This window comes from Streptomyces sp. NPDC048248 (genome assembly GCF_043201875.1).
Classification (GTDB): domain Bacteria; phylum Actinomycetota; class Actinomycetes; order Streptomycetales; family Streptomycetaceae; genus Streptomyces.
On the sequence record NZ_JBICZL010000005.1, the window covers coordinates 426,855 to 448,523 of the forward strand.

Annotated in this window: 17 protein-coding genes; 11 read left to right on the plus strand and 6 right to left on the minus strand. The window is 70.3% G+C overall.

Annotation, left to right across the window (positions count from 1 at the left end; all coding sequences use genetic code 11):
• Positions 1–111: 111 nt before the first annotated feature.
• Together ACGFZW_RS13295 and ACGFZW_RS13300 are read left to right on the plus strand one after the other, a co-directional pair.
• Positions 112–609 carry a phosphoribosyltransferase gene (locus ACGFZW_RS13295; RefSeq protein WP_393893182.1) on the plus strand — a complete coding sequence of 166 codons (498 nt, stop codon included), beginning with the start codon at positions 112–114 and terminating at the stop codon, positions 607–609.
• 257 nt (positions 610–866) lie between these two features.
• Complete coding sequence (locus ACGFZW_RS13300; RefSeq protein WP_393893183.1) at positions 867–2,453, plus strand: ricin-type beta-trefoil lectin domain protein; 1,587 nt, start codon at positions 867–869, stop codon at positions 2,451–2,453.
• A 137-nt stretch (positions 2,454–2,590) separates the two neighbouring features.
• Here the strand turns inward: ACGFZW_RS13300 and ACGFZW_RS13305 are convergent, their stop codons facing one another.
• Together ACGFZW_RS13305 and ACGFZW_RS13310 are read right to left on the minus strand one after the other, a co-directional pair.
• The gene (locus ACGFZW_RS13305) at positions 2,591–3,538 is read right to left on the minus strand and encodes a Yip1 family protein (protein ID WP_393893285.1); all 948 of its coding nucleotides are present in this window, start codon (positions 3,536–3,538) and stop codon (positions 2,591–2,593) included.
• Positions 3,539–3,899: 361 nt separating this feature from the next.
• Positions 3,900–6,167, minus strand: coding sequence for a heterodisulfide reductase-related iron-sulfur binding cluster (locus tag ACGFZW_RS13310; RefSeq protein ID WP_393893184.1), 2,268 nt, complete (start codon positions 6,165–6,167; stop codon positions 3,900–3,902).
• 309 nt (positions 6,168–6,476) lie between these two features.
• Between ACGFZW_RS13310 and dnaK the strand changes: the two genes are divergently transcribed.
• Genes dnaK through ACGFZW_RS13330 form a run of 4 tightly spaced genes read left to right on the plus strand, consistent with a single transcriptional unit; the run spans position 6,477 to position 10,685 of the window.
• Positions 6,477–8,336 (plus strand): molecular chaperone DnaK, encoded by a 1,860-nt coding sequence (gene dnaK, locus ACGFZW_RS13315; protein WP_393893185.1) that lies wholly within the window; start codon positions 6,477–6,479, stop codon positions 8,334–8,336.
• Complete coding sequence (gene grpE, locus ACGFZW_RS13320) at positions 8,333–9,001, plus strand: nucleotide exchange factor GrpE (RefSeq protein ID WP_393893186.1); 669 nt, start codon at positions 8,333–8,335, stop codon at positions 8,999–9,001. Before dnaK ends, grpE begins: the two co-directional genes overlap by 4 nt.
• A gap of 45 nt (positions 9,002–9,046) precedes the next feature.
• Positions 9,047–10,228, plus strand: coding sequence for a molecular chaperone DnaJ (dnaJ, locus tag ACGFZW_RS13325; RefSeq protein ID WP_393893187.1), 1,182 nt, complete (start codon positions 9,047–9,049; stop codon positions 10,226–10,228).
• 1 nt (position 10,229) lies between these two features.
• On the plus strand, positions 10,230–10,685 hold the full coding sequence (locus tag ACGFZW_RS13330; RefSeq protein WP_393893188.1) for a heat shock protein transcriptional repressor HspR: 456 nt from the start codon (positions 10,230–10,232) through the stop codon (positions 10,683–10,685).
• Positions 10,686–10,779: 94 nt separating this feature from the next.
• Here the strand turns inward: ACGFZW_RS13330 and ACGFZW_RS13335 are convergent, their stop codons facing one another.
• Complete coding sequence (locus ACGFZW_RS13335) at positions 10,780–11,184, minus strand: hypothetical protein (RefSeq protein ID WP_393893189.1); 405 nt, start codon at positions 11,182–11,184, stop codon at positions 10,780–10,782.
• A gap of 438 nt (positions 11,185–11,622) precedes the next feature.
• Positions 11,623–12,027 (minus strand): pyridoxamine 5'-phosphate oxidase family protein, encoded by a 405-nt coding sequence (locus tag ACGFZW_RS13340; RefSeq protein WP_393893190.1) that lies wholly within the window; start codon positions 12,025–12,027, stop codon positions 11,623–11,625.
• 350 nt (positions 12,028–12,377) lie between these two features.
• Here ACGFZW_RS13340 and clpB point away from each other — a divergent pair, with 350 nt between their 5' ends.
• Together clpB and ACGFZW_RS13350 are read left to right on the plus strand one after the other, a co-directional pair.
• Positions 12,378–15,023, plus strand: a complete 2,646-nt coding sequence (gene clpB, locus ACGFZW_RS13345) for an ATP-dependent chaperone ClpB (RefSeq protein WP_393893191.1) — start codon at positions 12,378–12,380, stop codon at positions 15,021–15,023.
• A 117-nt stretch (positions 15,024–15,140) separates the two neighbouring features.
• Positions 15,141–15,671, plus strand: coding sequence for a YbjN domain-containing protein (locus ACGFZW_RS13350; protein ID WP_393893192.1), 531 nt, complete (start codon positions 15,141–15,143; stop codon positions 15,669–15,671).
• An 80-nt stretch (positions 15,672–15,751) separates the two neighbouring features.
• Here ACGFZW_RS13350 and ACGFZW_RS13355 read toward each other — a convergent pair whose 3' ends face one another.
• On the minus strand, positions 15,752–16,963 hold the full coding sequence (locus ACGFZW_RS13355; RefSeq protein WP_393893193.1) for a hypothetical protein: 1,212 nt from the start codon (positions 16,961–16,963) through the stop codon (positions 15,752–15,754).
• 252 nt (positions 16,964–17,215) lie between these two features.
• Positions 17,216–18,394, minus strand: a complete 1,179-nt coding sequence (locus ACGFZW_RS13360; protein ID WP_393893194.1) for a pyridoxal phosphate-dependent aminotransferase — start codon at positions 18,392–18,394, stop codon at positions 17,216–17,218.
• A gap of 200 nt (positions 18,395–18,594) precedes the next feature.
• On the opposite strand from ACGFZW_RS13360, the gene ACGFZW_RS13365 reads away from it, so the two are divergent.
• The 3 genes from ACGFZW_RS13365 to ACGFZW_RS13375 all read left to right on the plus strand — a co-directional run bounded on the left by ACGFZW_RS13365 (position 18,595) and on the right by ACGFZW_RS13375 (position 21,607).
• Positions 18,595–18,870, plus strand: coding sequence for a hypothetical protein (locus tag ACGFZW_RS13365; protein WP_393893195.1), 276 nt, complete (start codon positions 18,595–18,597; stop codon positions 18,868–18,870).
• A gap of 361 nt (positions 18,871–19,231) precedes the next feature.
• Entirely contained in the window at positions 19,232–19,753 is a 522-nt protein-coding gene (locus ACGFZW_RS13370) for a DUF2617 family protein (RefSeq protein WP_393893196.1), read from the plus strand.
• Positions 19,754–19,867: 114 nt separating this feature from the next.
• The gene (locus tag ACGFZW_RS13375; RefSeq protein WP_393893197.1) at positions 19,868–21,607 is read left to right on the plus strand and encodes a polyamine aminopropyltransferase; all 1,740 of its coding nucleotides are present in this window, start codon (positions 19,868–19,870) and stop codon (positions 21,605–21,607) included.
• Positions 21,608–21,669 lie beyond the last annotated feature (62 nt).

Here is a 21,669-nt window from a genome sequence, read left to right on the forward strand (position 1 = left end):
GGACCCGAGAGCCCGATGGGCCCTGTGCGTTCTGTGGGTCCGGTGAGTACGAGCAGGTGTGGGGAAGCGCCGGTAGGTGGCGTGTGGACATCGAGGGTCTGAGAGAGATACGTGAGTGACGTGCGGGAGAACCTGACGTACGAGCGCTTCGGCGGTGCGATCCGCGAGCTGGCGCAAGCGATCGCGGACGACGGCTACGAGCCCGACGTCGTGCTGTCGATCGCCCGGGGCGGTGTCTTCGTCGCGGGTGGTCTGGCGTACGCCCTGGACTGCAAGAACATCCACCTGGTGAATGTGGAGTTCTACACCGGCGTCGGCACGACGCTGGAGATGCCGGTGATGCTCGCGCCGGTCCCCAACGTGATCGACTTCTCCGAGAAGAAGGTGCTGATCGCGGATGACGTCGCGGACACCGGCAAGACGCTGAAGCTGGTGCACGACTTCTGCCAGGGGACGGTCGCCGAGGTGCGCAGCGCGGTCATATACGAGAAGCCGCATTCGCTGGTGAAGTGCGAGTACGTGTGGAAGCGCACGGACGAGTGGATCAACTTCCCGTGGAGCGTCGAGCCGCCGGTCGTGCGTCGGGAGAACCAGGTGCTGGACGCCTGAGGCGCTGCCTGGGTGTGGGAGGTGTGGGGTACCCGCCTGCCCCCTGCCCGTCCCGGGTTGGGGGTACCCGCCTGCCCCCTGCCCGTCCCGGGTTTGGCCGATGTGCTGATGGAGCATCAGCAACCCTTCTACGTACGCCAGTTGGCGGACGGACCCCTCTCCTTGCGCACCTTTCGGCCAATCCCGTTCCGGGTGTTCCGCCGGTGGCTACCTCCGAGTAGAAACCGGCGGTAACAGCAGACCGGAGGGGAGGCCCAATGGTGCGTGCGAGACGTGAGTTGCCGGCAGGTGCGCGGCGGTGGCGGCGGCGAGGTCGCCGGTCGCGGCCGGGGTTGGTGGCCGCGGTGGCTGCCTTGACGGTGGCGTTCACCGGGGCGGTGGGCGGCGCCGGATCAGCCGCCGCGGTCCCGGCCGCCGCCGGGGCGGGCGCGGCGGTGACCGCGAAGCCGCTGCCGCCCGAGTTGGAGAAGGTGCGGGCGCGGGAGGCGGCGAAGCTCTACGGCGATCCGGCGGTGCGGCCGGTCGGCGAGCGCAAGACCTCGTTGATCTCGCTGGGGGACAGCGAGATCTCCGGCGAGGGCGTCGGGACGTACGAGCCGGGGACGAACGGGCCCGACAACTGGTGCCACCGGTCCCCGGACGCGGCCATCCACCGGACCGGGATCGCGGCCGATGTGACGTACAACGCGGCCTGCTCGGGCGCCTACACCGGCAATATCCGGATCGGCGGCAGCAAGCAGTACGCCGATGAACCGGTGCAGAGCGACAGCCTGGCCATCGCGGCCCGCAACACCCGGCTGAAGATGGTCCTGCTGGTGGCAGGGGCCAACGACGACCTGCAGTTCGGTCCGGTGATGACGGACTGCGTCACCCGCTGGTTCCTGCTCCAGGGGAACTGCGAGACGAAGTACCGGCCCGGGTGGCAGGCCCGGGTCGACGGGCTGGTCCCCAAGGTCGAGCAGACGGTCGGCGATCTGCGGACGGTGATGCGGGACGCGGGGTACGCGGACGGCGACTACCGGCTCGTGGTGATGTCGTACCCCAGCCCCATCGGTCCGGACGTGGAGGACAACCCGTCCTTCCCGGGGAAGCTGCCGGGCGGGTGCACGGGCTACACCTCCGACGCGGGCTGGGGACGCAACAGCGCCGTGCCGGCCTTCGAGAAGGGCATGCGGAAGGCCGCGCGGGACTCGGGCGCCACCTACCTCGACGCCTCCCGGCTCTTCCACGGCCACGAGGTGTGCATGGAGGAGACCTGGGCGCGCGGGCTGTACGTGGACCTCACCAACCCGTTCCCGCCCGACTCGAACTCGGTGCGCCAGTCCTTCCACCCCAACGCGCGCGGCCACGGCGCCTTCGCGTCGTGCCTGACGCAGCTGTACACGTCGGGGCTGCGCGAGGCGTCCTGCGCCGATCCGGCGAGCACCGGGCAGCCGAAGCTGTTCGCGGGCGCGTGGGACGACGTGTACCGGCCGCTGAAGAACGCCGGGACGGGCAGCTGCGTGGACGCGACCGGTGGCGCCAGCCGCAACGGCACGGCGGTCGTCGGCTGGGACTGCAACGGGGAGCGCCATCAGAGCTGGTGGCTGGACCCGCAGCAGCGGTCGGTGCACGTGGAGCTGACGCACGACCGGTGTCTGGACGTGCCGGGCGGACGCTACGAGCCGGGGGCGGCACTGGTGCTGTGGAACTGCTCGGGCGCGGCCCATCAGCAGTTCGTCCGGGCGGCCGGCGAGACGCTCCGGCCGGCCGCGGCCCCGGCGCTGTGCCTGACGCTGGACGCGGCGAAGGATCCGCTGCGGCTGCGGGCGTGCGACGGTTCGGCGGCGCAGCGGTTCGTCTGACGGAGGCGCAGCGGTTCGTCCGAGGTGGTGCGGTCGCCGGCGACCCCCCTCCCGGAGAGGCGCCGTGGCATGGCGAAGGGCCCCGCTCGCAGGTCGGAGCGGGGCCCTTCGGCGTACGGCCGGTCGATACGGAACGGCTACAGGGTGCCGAGCTTCACCAGGGCCAGCAGTGCCACCAGCTGGATCGCGGAGGCGCCCAGAGCCTTGGGCCAGGGCAGGTCGTGCGACTTGTTGACCATGGTGGTCAGCAGGAAGCCGGTCGCCAGCCAGGTCAGCCAGCCCAGTACCTGGACCAGGGTGCTGTCGCCGCCGAGGAACATCGCGAACAGCAGCCGGGGCGCGTCCGAGACGGTCATGATCAGCATCGACAGGCCGATGGTCGGTGCCCAGGCGCCGTCGCCGCCGAGCTGGCGGGCCAGGGTGTGGGTGACCGTGCCCAGGATCAGGCTGCCGATGACGAACATCACGCCGGTCATCAGCACCCACGGGATGCTGTTGGAGAGGGTGGCGTTGAGCACGTCCTCGCGGGCCTTGTCGAAGCCGAAGACCGCGAGCAGGCCGTAGACGAAGCTGACGATCAGTGCCGGGGCCCACACCGAGTGGTCACGCATCTGCCAGAACGTGGCCGAGGGGCGCAGGACCATGCCGGACAGGAGCTGCTTCCAGTGCAGCCGGGGGCCGGTCGGTGCCGTCGTCCGGCCGGCGCGGTAGACGCCGCCGTCGGCGTACTGCCCGTCCTGGCCGTCGTCGTATCCGCCCTGCGGGCCGTAGGCGTCGGGGGCCTCCCCGACGCTGAACTGCTGTGTGTGGCCCGGGTTGTTGTCGTTGGTGTACGGCGCGAACGACTGTGGTGGTTGGTAGCCGCCGTCCCCGAAGTACTCGGGCTCGCCGTGCTGCGCCTGCGGGCGGCTCTGCGGCTGCGTCTGCGGCCGGCCCCCGTAGTGCTGCTGCGGCTGCGGCGTCTGCTGCCACTGCCCGTGCGGAGGCGGGGGCTGCTGTCCGTACGGCCCTTGCTGCCCGTACGGCATCTGCTGCCCCTGCTGCTGTCCGTCCTGCGCGGGGCGGGCATCCCGTCCGCGACCCATCCTGAATCCAGCCACGTCATCGAAAGTACCTGGTCTGGGTGGCTTCGGTGGCGGAGCCGGCCACTGGGTGGGGGTTTGCTGCTGACCTGTGACATCCCCTAAGGGGGTCCCCGAGGGGCGCGGGGGCGCAGGTGGTGCCGGTCAGGACCGGTGCGGGCCGGGTCCGCACCGGGCGGGACCTGGGCGTCCGCATCGGCAGGACCGGATGTGCGCTGCCGTGGTCGGCGGTGCGCAGGCGGCAAGGGCCGAGGCGTACGTCAAACTGCCGGTCCGCGGTGTCGAGTTGAACGCGCTCCCGCAAAAGACGCCGACGGCCGGCCCCGCGCAGTGCGGGACCGGCCGTGGTGCTGAGCGTGGGCCGTTACTTCACCGGCTCGGGCTCGGGCGCGTCCTCGGTCTCGGCTTCGCCCGCGGGGTCCACGGGCGTCTTGACGGAGTCCAGCAGGAGCTGGGCGACGTCGACGACCTGGACCGATTCCTTCGCCTTGCCGTCGTTCTTCTTGCCGTTGACGGAGTCGGTGAGCATGACCAGGCAGAAGGGGCAGGCGGTGGAGACGATGTCGGGGTCGAGGGAGAGGGCTTCGTCGACGCGCTCATTGTTGATGCGCTTGCCGATCCGCTCCTCCATCCACATCCGCGCGCCGCCGGCGCCGCAGCAGAAGCCGCGTTCCTTGTGGCGGTGCATCTCCTCGTTGCGCAGGCCCGGCACCTTGGCGATGATCTCGCGCGGCGGTGTGTAGACCTTGTTGTGGCGGCCCAGGTAGCAGGGGTCGTGGTAGGTGATCAGACCCTCGACCGGGTTGACGGGGGTGAGCTTGCCCTCGTCGACGAGGTGCTGCAGCAGCTGCGTGTGGTGGATGACCTCGTACTCGCCGCCCAGCTGCGGGTACTCGTTCGCGATGGTGTTGAAGCAGTGCGGGCAGGTCGCGACGATCTTCTTCGACGACTTCGGCTTCTTGGTCGTCTCGTCCTCGTCATCCTCGCCGAAGGCCGCGTTCAGCGTGGCGACGTTCTCCGCGCCGAGCTGCTGGAAGAGGAATTCGTTGCCCAGGCGGCGCGGCGAGTCACCGGTGCACTTCTCGTCGCCGCCCATGATCGCGAAGTTGACGCCCGCGATGTGCAGCAGCTCAGCGAAGGCCTTGGTGGTCTTCTTGGCGCGGTCCTCCAGGGCGCCGGCGCAGCCGACCCAGTAGAGGTACTCGACCTCGGTGAGGTCCTCGATGTCCTGGCCGACGACCGGGATCTCGAAGTCCACCTCCTTGGTCCACGCCAGGCGCTGCTTCTTGGCCAGGCCCCAGGGGTTGCCCTTCTTCTCCAGGTTCTTGAGCATCGTGCCGGCCTCGCTGGGGAAGCTGGACTCGATCATGACCTGGTAGCGGCGCATGTCGACGATGTGGTCGATGTGCTCGATGTCGACGGGGCACTGCTCGACGCACGCGCCGCAGGTGGTGCACGACCACAGCACGTCGGGGTCGATGACGCCGTTCTCCTCCAGCGTGCCGATCAGGGGGCGCTCGGCCTCGGCGAGGGCGGCGGCGGGCACGTCGGCGAGCTGCTCGGCGCTCGCCTTCTCGTTGCCCTCCTCGTCCTTGCCGCCGCCCGCCAGGAGGTACGGCGCCTTGGCGTGCGTGTGGTCGCGCAGCGCCATGATCAGCAGCTTGGGCGACAGCGGCTTGCCGGTGTTCCAGGCGGGGCACTGCGACTGGCAGCGGCCGCACTCGGTGCAGGTGGAGAAGTCGAGGATGCCCTTCCACGAGAAGTGCTCGACCTGCGAGACGCCGAACTGGTCGTCCTCGCCCGGGTCCTCGAAGTCGATCGGCTTGCCCGCGCTGGTCATCGGCTGCAGCGCGCCGAGCGCGACGTCGCCGTCGGCCTCGCGCTTGAACCAGATGTTGGGGAAGGCCAGGAAGCGGTGCCAGGCGACGCCCATGTCCGTCTTCAGCGCGACCGTGATCATCCAGATGAAGGATGTCGCGATCTTCAGGCCGGCGAAGAAGTAGGTGAGGTTCTGGAGCGTCGAGACGTCCATGCCCTCCAGCCACGAGATCACCGGGTACGAGATGAAGAACGACGCCTCGTAGGCGTCCACGTGGTGCTGGGCACCCTCCAGCGCGTGCAGCATGAAGATGCAGACGCCGACGATGAGGATGACTGCCTCGACGAAGTACGCCTGGCCGATGTTGGAGCCGGCGAAGCGGGACTTGCGGCCCGCGCCGCCCGGCCTGCTCAGCTGCCGGATGACGATCAGGACGAGGATGCCGACGACCGTCATCGTGCCGATGAACTCGACGAAGACGTTGTAGGGCGCCCACTCACCGATGACGGGCAGCAGCCAGTCGGCTTTGAAGAGCTGGCCGATGGCGTTGACGATGGTCAGCAGCAGCGAGAAGAAGCCCACGGCCACGAACCAGTGCGCCACGCCGATGATGCCCCAGCGGTTCATCCGGGTGTGGCCGAGGAACTCCTTGGCGACCGTGACGGTGCGCTGTGCGGGTTCGTCCGTGCGGGTGCCTGCCGGTACGGGCTGGCCTAGCCGTACGAAGTTGTAGATCTGCAGGATGGCACGGCCGAACAGCGCGACGCCGACCGCGATTAGGACCAGCGACACGATGATCGCGGCGAGTTGCATTGGGGGCTCCTCGAACCTGCGAGAGCGGAAAACAGAGACAGCTGAGCGGGACTACTAAGCGGTAACTTTTTGAGTCTGCGGCTGAGGTTACCCAGTATCCCCGGCGCCATGAAGCCGCCCGGCCGGTGATCTGCGTCGCGCAAGGCAACCCTCTGTAGGTCCCCTGAGGGGGCGCTGCGGCCTCACTGAGGGTCAGTGACGATAAGCGCGACATAAAAGTTGAGTGCGCATGACTCAGGTCTGTTGACAGGTTTCCTTCGGTGTTGCACGCTTGAGCCTGTTCCACTCAAGTCAGCTGGAGGAATTGAAATGGCACGTGCGGTCGGCATCGACCTGGGCACGACGAACTCCGTCGTCAGTGTTCTCGAAGGCGGTGAGCCCACCGTCATCACCAACGCCGAGGGCGCCAGGACCACGCCGTCCGTTGTCGCCTTCGCCAAGAACGGCGAGGTGCTGGTCGGCGAGGTCGCCAAGCGCCAGGCGGTCACGAACGTCGACAGGACCATCCGGTCGGTCAAGCGCCACATGGGCACCGACTGGAAGATCGACATCGACGACAAGGGCTTCAACCCGCAGCAGATGAGTGCCTTCATCCTGCAGAAGCTCAAGCGTGACGCCGAGTCGTACCTGGGCGAGAAGGTCGTGGACGCGGTCATCACCGTCCCGGCCTACTTCAACGACTCCGAGCGCCAGGCCACCAAGGAGGCCGGCGAGATCGCGGGCCTCAACGTCCTGCGTATCGTCAACGAGCCCACCGCGGCCGCCCTGGCGTACGGCCTGGAGAAGGACGACCAGACCATTCTGGTCTTCGACCTCGGTGGCGGCACCTTCGACGTCTCGCTGCTGGAGATCGGCGACGGCGTCGTCGAGGTGAAGGCCACCAACGGTGACAACCACCTCGGTGGTGACGACTGGGACCAGCGCGTCGTCGACTACCTGGTCAAGCAGTTCCAGAACGGCCACGGCGTCGACCTGGCCAAGGACAAGATGGCGCTGCAGCGTCTGCGCGAGGCCGCCGAGAAGGCGAAGATCGAGCTGTCGTCCTCCACCGAGACGACGATCAACCTTCCCTACATCACCGCCTCCGCCGAGGGCCCGCTGCACCTGGACGAGAAGCTCACGCGCTCGCAGTTCCAGCAGCTCACCTCGGACCTCCTGGACCGCTGCAAGACCCCGTTCCACAACGTCATCAAGGACGCCGGCATCCAGCTGTCCGAGATCGACCACGTGGTCCTGGTCGGCGGCTCGACCCGTATGCCGGCCGTCGCCGAGCTCGTCAAGGAGCTGACCGGCGGCAAGGACGCCAACAAGGGCGTCAACCCGGACGAGGTCGTCGCCATCGGCGCCACCCTCCAGGCCGGTGTCCTCAAGGGTGAGGTCAAGGACGTCCTCCTGCTGGACGTCACCCCGCTGTCCCTCGGTATCGAGACCAAGGGCGGCATCATGACCAAGCTCATCGAGCGGAACACGACGATCCCGACCAAGCGGTCCGAGATCTTCACCACCGCCGAGGACAACCAGCCGTCCGTGCAGATCCAGGTCTACCAGGGCGAGCGCGAGATCGCGGCGTACAACAAGAAGCTCGGGATGTTCGAGCTGACGGGTCTGCCGCCGGCCCCGCGCGGTGTCCCGCAGATCGAGGTCTCCTTCGACATCGACGCCAACGGCATCATGCACGTGACCGCGAAGGACCTGGGCACGGGCAAGGAGCAGAAGATGACCGTCACCGGCGGCTCCTCGCTGCCGAAGGACGAGGTCGACCGCATGCGCCAGGAGGCGGAGCAGTACGCGGACGAGGACACCAAGCGCCGCGAGGCCGCGGAGACCCGCAACCAGGCCGAGCAGCTCGTCTACCAGACCGAGAAGTTCCTCAAGGACAACGAGGAAAAGGTCCCCGGCGAGATCAAGACCGAGGTCGAGGAAGCCGTCACCGAGCTGAAGGAAAAGCTCAAGGGCGAGGACACCGCCGAGATCCGCACCGCGACGGAGAAGGTCGCGGCCGTCTCCCAGAAGCTGGGCCAGGCCATGTACGCCGACGCCCAGGCCGCGGGTGGCGCCGAGGGCGCGGCCCCCGGTGGCGAGCAGGCCCAGTCGGCGGACGGCGCCGATGACGTCGTGGACGCGGAGATCGTGGACGACGAGAAGCCGAAGAAGGATGGTGCCGCGTGACGGAGGAGACCCCGGGCTTCGACGAGAAGCCCGACGTCCCCTCCGACACCGAGTCCGCAGGAAACCCTGACGACACGGCGCAGAGTGCCGAGTCCGCCGAAACGGCGGGCTCGGCCCCGGCCGGGGACGACAACCAGGTGACAGCTCTCACGGCGCAGCTGGACCAGGTGCGTACGGCGCTCAACGAGCGCACGGCGGACCTCCAGCGGCTCCAGGCGGAGTACCAGAACTACCGCCGTCGGGTGGAGCGGGACCGGATCACGGTCAAGGAGATCGCCGCGGCGAACCTCCTGTCCGAGCTCCTTCCCACCCTCGACGACGTCGGCCGCGCCCGCGAGCACGGCGAACTGGTCGGCGGCTTCAAGTCGGTGGCCGAGTCGCTGGAGACCGCGGTCGCCAAGCTGGGTCTGCAGCAGTTCGGCAAGGAGGGCGAGCCCTTCGACCCGACGATCCACGAAGCGCTGATGCACTCCTACGCACCCGACGTCACCGAGACGACGTGCGTGGCGATCCTGCAGCCCGGGTATCGCATCGGTGAGCGAACGATCCGCCCCGCGCGGGTCGCCGTCGCCGAGCCGCAGCCGGGCACGCAGACCACCAAGTCCGCCTCCGAAGAGGACACCAAGGCTTCGGACGAGGAGAACGGTGGCCCGGAAGAGGGCTGACGTGAGGACAGGAAAGAAAACCGCGCGGAAGGAGGGACGTCGGGGATGAGCACCAAGGACTTCGTGGAGAAGGACTACTACAAGGTCCTCGGCGTCCCGAAGGACGCGACCGAGGCGGAGATCAAGAAGGCGTACCGCAAGCTCGCCCGCGAGTTCCACCCGGACGCCAACAAGGGTGACGCCAAGGCCGAGGAGCGCTTCAAGGAGATCTCCGAGGCGAACGACATCCTCGGGGACCCCAAGCGCCGTAAGGAGTACGACGAGGCCCGGGCGCTGTTCGGCAACGGCGGCTACCGGCCCGGCCCCGGCGGGGGCGGCGGCAGCTTCAACTTCGACCTGGGTGACCTCTTCGGGGGTTCGCCGGGTCAAGGTGGCGGCGGCGCCGGCGGCTTCGGCGGCGGTCTCGGGGACGTCTTCGGCGGCCTGTTCAACCGCGGTGGCGGCGGCGGGACGCGTACGCAGCCGCGCCGCGGCCAGGACGTCGAGTCCGAGGTGACGCTCAGCTTCACCGAGGCGGTCGACGGGGCCACGGTCCCGTTGCGGATGTCCAGCCAGGCGCCCTGCAAGGCGTGTTCGGGCACCGGCGACAAGCACGGCACCCCGCGGGTCTGCCCGACCTGTGTGGGCACCGGTCAGGTCAGCCGGGGTGCCGGCGGCGGTTTCTCGCTCACCGACCCGTGTGCCGACTGCAAGGGCCGGGGCCTGATCGCCCAGGACCCCTGCGAGGTCTGCAAGGGCAGTGGGCGGGCGACGAGTTCGCGCACCATGCAGGTCCGTATCCCCGCGGGCGTCTCCAACGGGCAGCGCATCAGGCTGCGCGGCAAGGGCGCCCCGGGCGAACAGGGCGGCCCGGCGGGCGACCTCTATGTCGTGGTGAATGTCGATGCCCACCCGGTCTTCGGCCGCAAGGGCGACAACCTCACCGTCACGGTGCCGGTCACCTTCCCGGAGGCCGCGCTCGGCGGCGAGGTGAAGGTGCCCACGCTGGGCGGCCCGCCGGTCACGCTGAAACTGCCGGCCGGCACGCCCAACGGACGCACCATGCGGGCCCGTGGCAAGGGAGCGGCCCGCAAGGACGGCACCCGGGGTGACCTGCTGGTCACCATCGAGGTGCTCGTCCCCAAGGATCTCGGCGACAAGGCGAGAGAGTCGCTGGAGACGTATCGCGAGGCGACCGCGGGAGAGGACCCGCGGGCGGAGCTGTTCCAGGCCGCGAAGGGAGCTTGAGATGGACAGCCGGGGCGGACATCGTCGTAATCCGTACGAACTGACCGAAGAGTCGCCGGTGTACGTCATCTCCGTTGCGGCTCAGCTCTCCGGCCTGCATCCGCAGACCTTGCGGCAGTACGACCGGCTCGGCCTGGTCTCGCCCGACCGCACGGCCGGGCGGGGCCGCCGCTACTCGGCCCGGGACATCGAACTCCTGCGTACCGTGCAGCAGTTGTCCCAGGACGAGGGCATCAACCTCGCGGGCATCAAGCGCATCATCGAGCTGGAGAACCAGGTCGCGGCCCTGCAGCAGCGGGTCGCCGAGCTCCAGGGCGCCCTGGAGGGCGCGGCCAGCGCGATGCAGCAGCGGGAGGCCGCGGTGCACGCGTCCTACCGCCGTGACCTGGTGCCCTATCAGGATGTGCAGCAGACCAGCGCGCTGGTGGTGTGGCGGCCCAAGCGGGGGGCCGATTAACGGGCGGCTCCGGCTCCGGCCGGCTGTCAGCCACCTCGCGGAGCGTGTGGGAAAGGGCCGGGTCACCCGGCCCTTTTTCGCGTGCGGAGCGGCGTCAGCAGCCGTTGTAGCCGGCCGTCGGCATCGACAGGCGGCGGTGCACATGCGACTTCATCGCCAGGGTGTAGACCGGCTCGTCGAGATCGGCGGTCTCCAGGCGGACACCCGCAGCGGCGCAGCGGGCGGTGAATTCGTCGGCGCTCTTGACGGCGTTCTCCAGGGCCCGCCGGTTGGGCGTCACGAACACATCGACCAGCCCCGCCTTCACGTCGCTCCACAGGGCCTGGTGATCGGCGCGCAGGCGGTGCAGGCTCAGCTGGCAGGTCAGGCGGTAGTCACGGGCCGCCGCCCACTGTTTGCACATGTCGTGCTGGGTGCGGTCATCGACCAGGAACGGATCCTCGTCCAGCTCGGACAGCGGCATCAGGCAGGCGATCGCCGTCACTCGGACCGGGTTCATCGTGCCCTCCGGGGCGTGGCGAGTGTGGGGGCGACGATACCCCCGCGAAGGGCCCGGGGTGGAGGGGCGGCGCCGGGCGGCGAGGCGTAACCACAGGCGTGGCAGATCTTCCATCCGTCCTGGTTGACGGCGAGTTGGCCACCGCAGCGCGGGCAGAGCTCGGCGCGGGGGCGTGGCGGGGCCGGGCCTGGGTGGCGGGGAACGGTCGGGGTGGGATGTGCTGCCGACGCCATGCGGCCTCCAGCTGCCGTCTGTTGCCCGTTGTCGCCCCGGGGCGAGGTGGGGTGTGAGGGGTACGGGCGATGCCGCCTGATCGCCAAGGGCCGATTCCAGTACGGATCTGTTCGGAGCCGACCGGTCCTGGGTACCAGGTGGACGGTCGGTGGCGGCAGCGCAGGGGCAGGTTTCGGCCAGGTGCCGGTCGGTGGGTCGTACGGGTCAGGCGCGGCCGAGGGCCTTGTTCACCGCGATCTCGATCATGACGCGGTCGGGGTTCGGCGTCGGCGTCCGGCCGTAGCGCTCGGCGTAGCGGCGCACGGCGTCCGCCACCGACGCGTCGTCCGTACGCACCCGCGCGATGCCCTCCAGCGTCGCCCAGCGGCCGCGGTCGACCTGGCACACGGCGACGGTTGCGCCCTCGGGGCCGGCGGCGAGGACGTTCTTGACCTTGGTGCTGTCCTTGCGCGTGATGATCCGTGCGATCCGCTGCCCGGAGTCGTAGGTGACGCCCACGGGGACGACATGCGGCGTGCCGTTCGCCCGCAGTGTGGTCAGCGTGGGCATGAGGTACTCGCCCCAGAAGGCGAGGTACTCCGGGCTGAGGGCGGCGAGGTCGTGGGCCATGGGAGGAAGGGTAATCCGGGCGCGCCGGGGCGGGGGAGGCCGGAGGCGGCGGGAGCGGAAGAAGGGGTCCGGGAGATCCGGCGGTCATCGGACACGACGGTGCGTGCGGGGCGGTTCGGGCCGCCCGCGAGACTGTGGAAGGGGGTCGACGGGGCCGCTTTTCTGCCTTGAGTGGAATAGACTCAACTTATCGCATGCAGGGGTGAGCAGATTTGGCACAATGGGCCTACGGGCGCGGGGCATCGGCCGCACAGGCGCCGCGACCCCGATGAGTCCCACAGGCCCCCAGCCCGTAGAGCTGAGTGAGCCGAGCAGGTCGAGTAAGCCGAGTAAGAGGAGGAGCGCGCGACGTGGACGCCGAGCTGACGAACAAGAGCCGGGAGGCGCTGAGCGCCGCCAACGACCGGGCGGTCACCGCCGGGCACGCGGACATGACGTCCGCTCATCTGCTGCTCGCGCTGCTGGCCGGGCAGGACAACGAGAACATCACCGACCTGCTCGCGGCCGTCGAGGCCGACGCCGCGGTGCTGCGTTCGGGCGCCGAGCGGCAGCTCAGCGCGCTGCCCAGCGCACAGGGTTCGACCGTCGCGCCGCCGCAGCCGGACCGTGTGCTGCTCGCCGTCATCGCGGACGCCGCGCAGCGCGCCAAGGAGCTCGGGGACGCGTACGTTTCCACCGAGCACCTCCTCATCGGCATCGCGGCCAAGGGCGGCAAGACCGGTGAGCTGCTGGCGCAGCAGGGCGCCACGGCCAAGAAGCTGCTGGCCACATTCGAAGAGACGAGAGGCGGGCAGCGGGTGACCACGGCGGACCCGGAGGGCACGTACAAGGCGTTGGAGAAGTTCGGTACGGACTTCACGGCGGCCGCCCGGGAGGGCAGGCTCGACCCGGTCATCGGGCGGGACCAGGAGATCCGCCGGGTGGTGCAGGTCCTCTCCCGGCGCACGAAGAACAACCCGGTGCTGATCGGCGAGCCCGGCGTCGGCAAGACCGCCGTCGTCGAGGGCCTCGCGCAGCGCATCGTCAAGGGCGATGTGCCCGAGTCGCTGCGCGACAAGCGGCTGGTGGCGCTCGACCTGGGTGCGATGGTGGCGGGCGCGAAGTACCGCGGTGAGTTCGAGGAGCGGCTGAAGACCGTCCTGTCGGAGATCAAGTCCAGCGACGGCCAGATCATCACCTTCATCGACGAGCTGCACACGGTCGTGGGGGCGGGCGCCGGCGGTGACAGCGCGATGGACGCGGGCAACATGCTCAAGCCGATGCTGGCCCGCGGTGAGCTGCGGATGGTCGGCGCGACGACGCTCGACGAGTACCGCGAGCGGATCGAGAAGGACGCGGCGCTGGAGCGCCGCTTCCAGCAGGTGCTGGTCGCCGAGCCCACCGTCGAGGACACCGTCGCGATCCTGCGCGGCCTCAAGGGCCGCTACGAGGCGCACCACAAGGTGCAGATCGCCGACTCCGCCCTGGTCGCGGCGGCTGCCCTCTCCGACCGCTACATCACCTCCCGCTTCCTGCCCGACAAGGCCATCGACCTCGTGGACGAGGCCGCGTCCCGGCTGCGGATGGAGATCGACTCCTCGCCCGTCGAGATCGATGAACTCCAGCGCGCCGTCGACCGGTTGAAGATGGAGGAGCTCGCCCTCAAGAACGAGACCGACGCCGGATCCGTCCAGCGCCTGGAGAAGCTGCGCAAGGACCTCGCCGACAAGGAGGAGGAGCTGCGCGGCCTGACCGCCCGCTGGGAGAAGGAGAAGCAGGGCCTCAACCGCGTCGGTGAGCTGAAGGAACGGCTCGACGACCTGCGCGGCCAGGCCGAACGCGCCCAGCGCGACGGTGACTTCGACACCGCATCCAAGCTGCTCTACGGCGAGATCCCCGGCCTGGAGCGGGAGTTGGAGGAGGCCGCCGAGGCGGAGGCGGAGCAGGAGGCGACCAAGGAGGCCAAGAGCTCCATGGTCAAGGAGGAGGTAGGCCCGGACGACATCGCGGATGTGGTCGGCTCCTGGACCGGCATTCCCGCGGGCCGTCTCCTCGAAGGCGAGACGCAGAAGCTGCTGCGGATGGAGGAGGAGCTCGGCAAGCGGCTGATCGGCCAGGACGAGGCGGTGCGCGCCGTGTCCGACGCCGTGCGGCGCTCGCGGGCCGGTGTCGCCGACCCCGACCGGCCCACCGGGTCGTTCCTCTTCCTGGGGCCCACCGGCGTCGGCAAGACCGAACTGGCCAAGTCCCTCGCGGACTTCCTCTTCGACGACGAGCGGGCGATGGTCCGCATCGACATGAGCGAGTACGGCGAGAAGCACAGCGTCGCCCGGCTGGTGGGCGCACCGCCCGGCTACGTGGGGTACGAGGAGGGCGGCCAGCTGACCGAGGCCGTCCGGCGCCGCCCCTACAGCGTCGTGCTGCTCGACGAGGTGGAGAAGGCGCACCACGAGGTCTTCGACGTGCTCCTGCAGGTCCTCGACGACGGCCGGCTCACCGACGGCCAGGGCCGCACGGTCGACTTCCGCAACACCATCCTGATCCTGACGTCCAACCTCGGCTCGAATGTGCTGATGGACCCGCTGCTGAAGGAGGAGCAGAAGAAGGAGAAGGTGCTGGAGACCGTCCGGGCGTCCTTCCGGCCGGAGTTCCTCAACCGGCTCGACGACCTGGTGGTCTTCCATCCGCTCGGTACGGACCAGCTCCAGCGGATCGCCCGCATCCAGGTCGCCCACCTCCAGCGCCGCCTCGCCGACCGCCGCCTCACCCTCGACGTCAGCGACCGGGCCCTGACCTGGCTCGCCTGGCTCGGTCAGGAGCCCGTCATCGACGCCCCGAGCACCTCGATGCCGGACCTGTCCTACGGTGCCCGCCCGCTGCGCCGCCTCGTCCAGACGGCCATCGGCGACCAGCTGGCCCGCGCGATCCTCGCCGGCGAGGTACTGGACGGGGACACGGTCCGGGTGGACGTCGACGGCGATCACCTCTCCGTGGAGGCGGTCGGGCCGGTGGCCTGACCTGCGGCGCGCCGCGCGGCGCTGATGCCCTCGCGCTGCGCCCGCCCCGGCCGGGCTTGCCAGGACGGGGCGGAGATGGGGGAGGATGGCAAAAGACCATACGAAGGGAATTCCACGGTGAGCATCGACCCGTCCTCGATTCCGAATTTCGGGGGCCAACCCGAACCGCAGCCGTCGGGGCCTGAGGGTCCCGTCGTGCCCGACCAGGATCTCGTCAAGCAGCTCCTCGACCAGATGGAGCTGAAGTACGTGGTCGACGAGGAGGGGGACCTCGCCGCCCCGTGGGAGCAGTTCCGCACGTACTTCATGTTCCGGGGCGAGGAGGAGCAGCAGATCTTCTCCGTCCGTACGTTCTACGACCGTCCGCACGGCATCGACGACAAGTCGAAGCTGCTCGAGGCGATCGACGACTGGAACCGTCGGACCCTGTGGCCCAAGGCCTACACCCACACCCACGACGACGGCACCGTTCGGCTGATCGGTGAGGCATCGATGCTGATCGGCGTCGGCGTCTCGCTCGAACACTTCGTGTCGAGCACGGTCAGCTGGGTCCGCGCGTCCATCGAGTTCGACAAGTGGATCGTCGAGCAGCTCGGCCTGGAGGCCGAGATCGAAGGCGACGAGAAGCCGGGCGACGACGAGGCCTGAGCCTCACCGGAATCCGGCTGCGCGGGCCCCTGGAGCATCGGCTCCGGGGGCCCGCGTGCGTCTGCCGGGCGCCCCTCGGGCTAAAGGGGCAGATCCGCGACCGTCAGGAGATAGATCCCGTAGCCCAGCGCGAGGCCGCCCAGGGAGCCCGTGGCCAGCAGGAGCGTTCGGGTGCGCGCCCGGGACAGGGCCAGCGCCAGGGGCAGGAGGAGCGGGAAGGCCGGCAGCAGGAAACGCGGCTTGGAGGCGAAGTAGCCGGTGCCGCCCAGCGCGATCACCACGAGGACGGTGGTGTAGACGAGCAGCGCCGTCGGCGGCCGGTCGAGCACCAGCAGCGCGTAGAGCAGCAGGGACACCGACAGGACCGCGACGACCATGAAATGTGCCGGCGGGTCGCCGTAGAGCACGAGGTGTTTGACGGAGCGCAGCGTGTCGTGGCCGAAGTCGAAGCGTGAGCCCCACAGCTCCTGGACCTCGAAGTAGCCGAGCGGTCCGATGCCGGCGCGCGCTCCCACCCACAGGACGTAACCCAGCCAGCCGAGCGGGGCGAGCAGGGCGGCGGCCCACAGACGCAGCGGCAGGGGCCCGGGGCGGTGCCAGGTGTGGGTGACCGCGACCGCGCCGACCGCCGCGACGATGGCCAGAGCACTGGGGCGGGCCAGCCCCGCGAGCACCGCGAGCGCCGCCGCGGCCAGGAAGCGGCGGGTCAGCAGCGCGTACAGCGACCAGGCGCACAGCGCGGTCAGCAGGGACTCGGTGTAGGCGAGCGACTCGATGACGCCGTGCGGCAGCAGCGCCCACAGGACCACGAGCAGGGTGCCGACGCGCCGGTCGTACAGATGCGCGCCGACGGCGAAGACCCCCCAGGCGGCCAGCGCGGACGCGGCCCAGGCCACCAGCAGAGCGGCGTTCAGCAGGCCGACGGGTATCAGGCTTCCGACGATCCGGGCCAGCCAGGGGTAGAGCGGGAAGAACGCCAGGTCGGCGAAGGGCAGATCGGGCCACATCCCGGTGGGTGCGGGCGCGCCGTAACCGTGGCGGGCGATGCTCAGATACCAGCGGGAGTCCCAGGAGGCGCCCAGCAGCGTGCGCGGGTGCCGGCCGGTGTGCCACGCCCACAGCGCGGTGCTCACCAGCCCGGCGAGCCGGATCGTGGCGAACAGGGCGAGGGCGGGCGTCGCGCGGCGCAGGGCCGCGCGGATCCGCAGGCGGCTGGGAAGCGGGGTGTCCGGTGCCCCGGCCCTGTCGGGGGGAGCGGCTCCGGCCGGTGTGTCGACGGTCTCTGCGGACACGGAACACCTCCGGTGCGGGGGCGGGCCTCCGCACCGGAGGCAGGAACGACGGCTGCCGGACCGACCCCTGTCCGGCGGGCAGGCTCGCGCCCGCTCCCCCGACTCTGTGCGGCGCCCGCCCAACGCGCTACCGCAGTCGGCCGATCGGGTGGGCGGCGGCGCGGCCCGTGCGGCAGAACCTGCACCTGCACGGGCACCTGCGGTTGAAGGTGCCCGTGCACGTGCCCGTGCAGATTCCGGTGCCCGTGCGCGTCAGAGTGCCTTCAGGCGGCTGACGGCTTCTTCCAGGACGTTGACGCTCTTGCAGAACGCGAAGCGGACGAACGGTGTGCCCTGGTCCTTGTGGTCGTAGAAGACCGCGTTGGGGATGGCGACGACACCGGCGCGCTCGGGGAGGGCACGGCAGAAGGCGAAGCCGTCGGATTCGCCGAGGGGGCGGATGTCGGTGGTGATGAAGTACGTGCCGGCGGGGCGGAAGACCTGGAAGCCGGCGTCCGCGAGGCCGTCGGCGAGGACATCGCGTTGGGTGCGCAGCGTCTCGCGCAGCCCGGTGTAGTAGCTGTCCGGGAGGGCCAGGGCCTCGGCGACGGCGTACTGGAAGGGGCCGGCGGAGACGTAGGTCAGGAACTGCTTGGCCGAGCGGACGGCGGCGACCAGTTCGGGAGTGGCGGTCACCCAGCCGACCTTCCAGCCGGTGAAGGAGAAGGTCTTGCCCGCGGAGCTGATGGCGACCGTGCGCTCGCGCATGCCGGGGAACGAGGCGAGGGGGAGGTGCTCGCCCTCGAACACCAGGTGTTCATAGACCTCGTCGGTGACGACGAGCAGATCGCGCTCGCAGGCCAGACGGGCGATCTCGGCGAGCTCATCGCGGGTGAGGACGGTGCCGGTGGGGTTGTGCGGGGTGTTGAGGAGGATGAGGCGGGTGCGGTCGGTGACGGCGTTGCGCAGTTCGTCCGGGTCGAGGGTGTACGAGCCGGTCGCCGCGTCCGGACGCAGGGTCACCGGGACGCGAGTGGCGCCCGCCATCGCGATGCAGGCGGCGTAGGAGTCGTAGTACGGCTCCAGCGCGATCACCTCGTCGCCCGGCTCCAGCAGCGCGAGCAGCGAGGCGGCGATGGCCTCGGTGGCGCCCGCGGTGACCAGGACCTCGGTCTCCGGGTCACAGGAGACGCCGAGGTGGCCGTAGAAGCGCTCCTGGTGCGCGGCGACGGCGGTGCGCAGCTCGGGGATCCCGGGACCCGGCGGATATTGGTTGCCGCGGCCGTCGCGCAGGGCGCGCACCGCCGCCTCCCGTACCTCGTCGGGGCCGTCGGTGTCGGGGAACCCCTGACCGAGGTTGATGGCGCCGGTACGGACGGCGAGTGCCGACATCTCGGCGAAGATCGTCGTGCCGAATTCGGCGAGGCGGCGGTTGAGCAGCGGTCGGTCCATGGGCGCCATCCTGCGCCGAACCTCTGGAGTTCCTCAACTGTGCTTTGAGTCCTTCGGGCCGAGGGCATCAGCCCGTCACGACAGACAAGGGCGGCCGCTGACGGCAGCGGCCATCGGCGCCGGACGGTGCCGGAGCGGCGCACGGGGCGCCGGACGGAGCGGAAGCCTCGCTTCGGGGGAACGGAAGGAGTGTGAGGCAGATGGGAATCGTCATTTTCCTGGTCATCTGCGCGGTGTTCTTCGGCCTGGTGGCCATGGCGTCGCGGGGTGGATCCGGTAAGGGGCGCGGACGCAGCGGGGGGTACGCGGGTTCGAGCGGCGGCAGCTGGTGGGCCGGCGGCGGTGACTCCGGATCGGGCGGGCACCATGGCGGCTCCTCCTGTGGCGGGGGCTCTTCCTGCGGCGGAGGGTCCTCGTGCGGTGGCGGCGGCGGTGGTGGCGGCGGCTGTGGCGGTGGCGGCGGCGGAGGTTCCTGAGGCGTTCGGGGGACCTCCGTACGGGCCGTGCCCACACCCGTACGGAGGTCCCCCGGTCGGCACACATGCATGCGGCTCATGCCTGCTCGCATATGCACCGGGACAGTGGCCCGAGCTGCGCCAACGCCCCTCGGCGGCTTGGTTGTTGAACAACTGAACTGGGAGGCCCTCTAGGGGATGGAAACCCGGAGAAGATGGGTAAAAACGCTGTGGGCGACGGGGCATCCATGATTCCCTCTCCCTTGAGAATCCCCCAGTTCTCGGACCCCACGTGGGCACGAGCCGGCAGGCAGTCATGCATCCCTGAATCCTTCTAGGGCGGGCCGGCCCACCATCCACTGCGTGCTTGCGGAGCCGACCCATGCTCAGGACCCTGAAGACGGCCTACACCGATACCCGTGCATCCGACCTCGCGTGGGCGCTGGGCAGGGAACCCCTGCCGGCCCTCGCGGTACTGGATCTTCAACTAGACGACGCCCAGGTGCAGTTGAGACTGCTCGGGGCTTCCCACCAAGTGCTCCTGGAGGAGGAGCACGGCACCTGTTCCGAAACGGTCGCCTGCATGCCCGGGAGCAGTACGCCGCTCCCGCTGGGCGTGGCCAAGCGGCTGGGGGACTGGGAGTACGAATTCGCCGCCCATGTGGAGACGCTCTCCCGTGGCTCGTTCGCGGGGCGCGCCCAGGAACTGCTCGCCCTGGTGGCGGAACACCCCTACGGCCTGGCCGGGACGTTCCCCGGCTCGCCGCACGCCTTCACCGCGATGCTGGCGCAGCGTCAGCAGGGGCAGGTGCGCTGGCGGACCTGGCACGCCTACCCGCAGGAGGGCCGACTGGTGGCCACCCGCACCCGCGTCGGGGTGCGGGCGGCGGTCGCGGCGGCCTGAGGGCGCGGGCTCCGTGGGCGGCATCCGAATTGATGTCGCCCACGGGGTGTAGAACGGAGAGTGCACTCTTGTGGGTGACAAAGGGGCACGGAACCGTCACGTAGCGTTCATTTCATGATCGAGCCGCCAGAGCCCGCTCCCACCGGCGTCCTCGACCCGCCGGAGGACATCAAGCCGGCACGGCTGCCGGTGCCGTGCGGGCTGGGCCGTGTGCTCGTCCTCGCCGTCGTCTTCGTCTGCGCCGCCTGCGGCCTGGTCTACGAACTCGAACTGGTCGCGTTGGCGACCTACTTGGTGGGCGACTCCGTCACCCAGGCATCGGTCGTACTGTCCGTCATGGTCTTCGCGATGGGCATCGGTGCCCTGCTGGCCAAGCGCCTGCGCTGCCGGGCGGCGGTCGGCTTCGGCGCGGTCGAGGCGGGTCTGGCACTGGTCGGCGGCACCTCCGCGATGGCTCTCTACGCCGCGTTCGCCTGGTTGGGCCAGTCGCGCTCCGCGCTCATCGGCTTCTCCCTGGCGATCGGAGTGCTGATCGGCGCCGAGGTGCCGCTGCTGATGACGCTCATCCAGCGGGTCCGCCGGCAGGACGCGGGCGGCGCGGTCGCCGACCTCTTCGCCGCGGACTACGTCGGCGCCCTGGTCGGTGGCCTGGCGTTCCCCTTCCTGCTGCTGCCCTGCCTGGGCCAGTTGACCGGCGCTCTGGTCACCGGCGGCGTCAACGCCGTGGCCGGCGGCGCGCTCGTGCTGTGGCTGTTCCGCCGGGATCTGACCCGCCGTGCGCGCTGGGCACTGCTCACCGCCAACGTGGTGGTGCTGGCCCTGCTCGTCGCGGGCGCGGTCCTCGCCACACCGTTCGAACGGGCGGCCCGGAAGGCGGTCTACGGGTCGGCGGCGCGGGTCGCGGTGCAGACCGGTGTCCAGGAGGTGGTGATGACCGGGGGCACGGGCGCGGGCGCCCGTGCGGGACGCGGGAGGAAAGGTTCCGGCCGGCCGCTGGCGCTCTATCTGGACGGGCGGCTGCGGGTCAGCGCGGACACCGAATTCCGCTACCACGAGGCGCTGGTGCACCCGGCGATGGCGGGTGGCCCGCACGCCCGGGTGCTGGTCCTCGGCGGTGGCGACGGTCTCGCCGTGCGCGAGGTCCTGCGCTACCGCTCGGTCCGTTCGGTGACCGTCGTCGAACTCGACCCCGGCCTGATGCGGCTGGCGCGCACCGACCCCGGGCTGTCCGCCCTCAACCGCCATTCCCTGAGCGACCCCCGGGTGCGGACCGTCACGGCGGACGCCTTCACCTGGCTGCGCGAGCAGGGCGGCGCGAGGGGCGGCCGGGCGGCGCCGCGGTACGACGTGATCGTCTCCGATCTGCCCGACCCCGGGATCACCGCGAGCACCAAGCTCTACTCGCAGGAGTTCTACGGGCTCGCGGTGCGGGTGCTGGCGGCCGACGGACGTCTGGTGGTGCACGCCGGGCCGCCGGTCGCCCGGCGGAGGTCGTTCTGGACGGTGGAGGCGACGCTGCGGTCGGTGGGGCTGCGGACCGCGCCCTACCGCTTCCCGGGCAGGTTCACGGACTTCTCCGGCGGCCCGGACCGGGCCGTCGGCCTGATCGGCCCGCTCGCGCCGGAAGCGTCCACTGCCGGGGGCGCGCTCGCCGCACCGGCGACCGGGCCGATCCAGCACTGGGGCTTTCTGCTGGCAGCGCGCCGGCCGCTGAGGCCGGACGTCGCGCCCGACGCGCCCCCGCTCGCCACCGTCACCCCCACCACCCTCCGGGCCGCTGAGCGCCAGGCCGTGCGCGACCGCATCACCGGCCTGCTGCCGTCGACCTTGATGCACCCGCGCTACCGCCAGTGAGGCCGGAGCCGCCGGTGGTGCGGGGCGCGCGGGGGTCTGGGCGGGTGGCGCCGGCGGGGCGG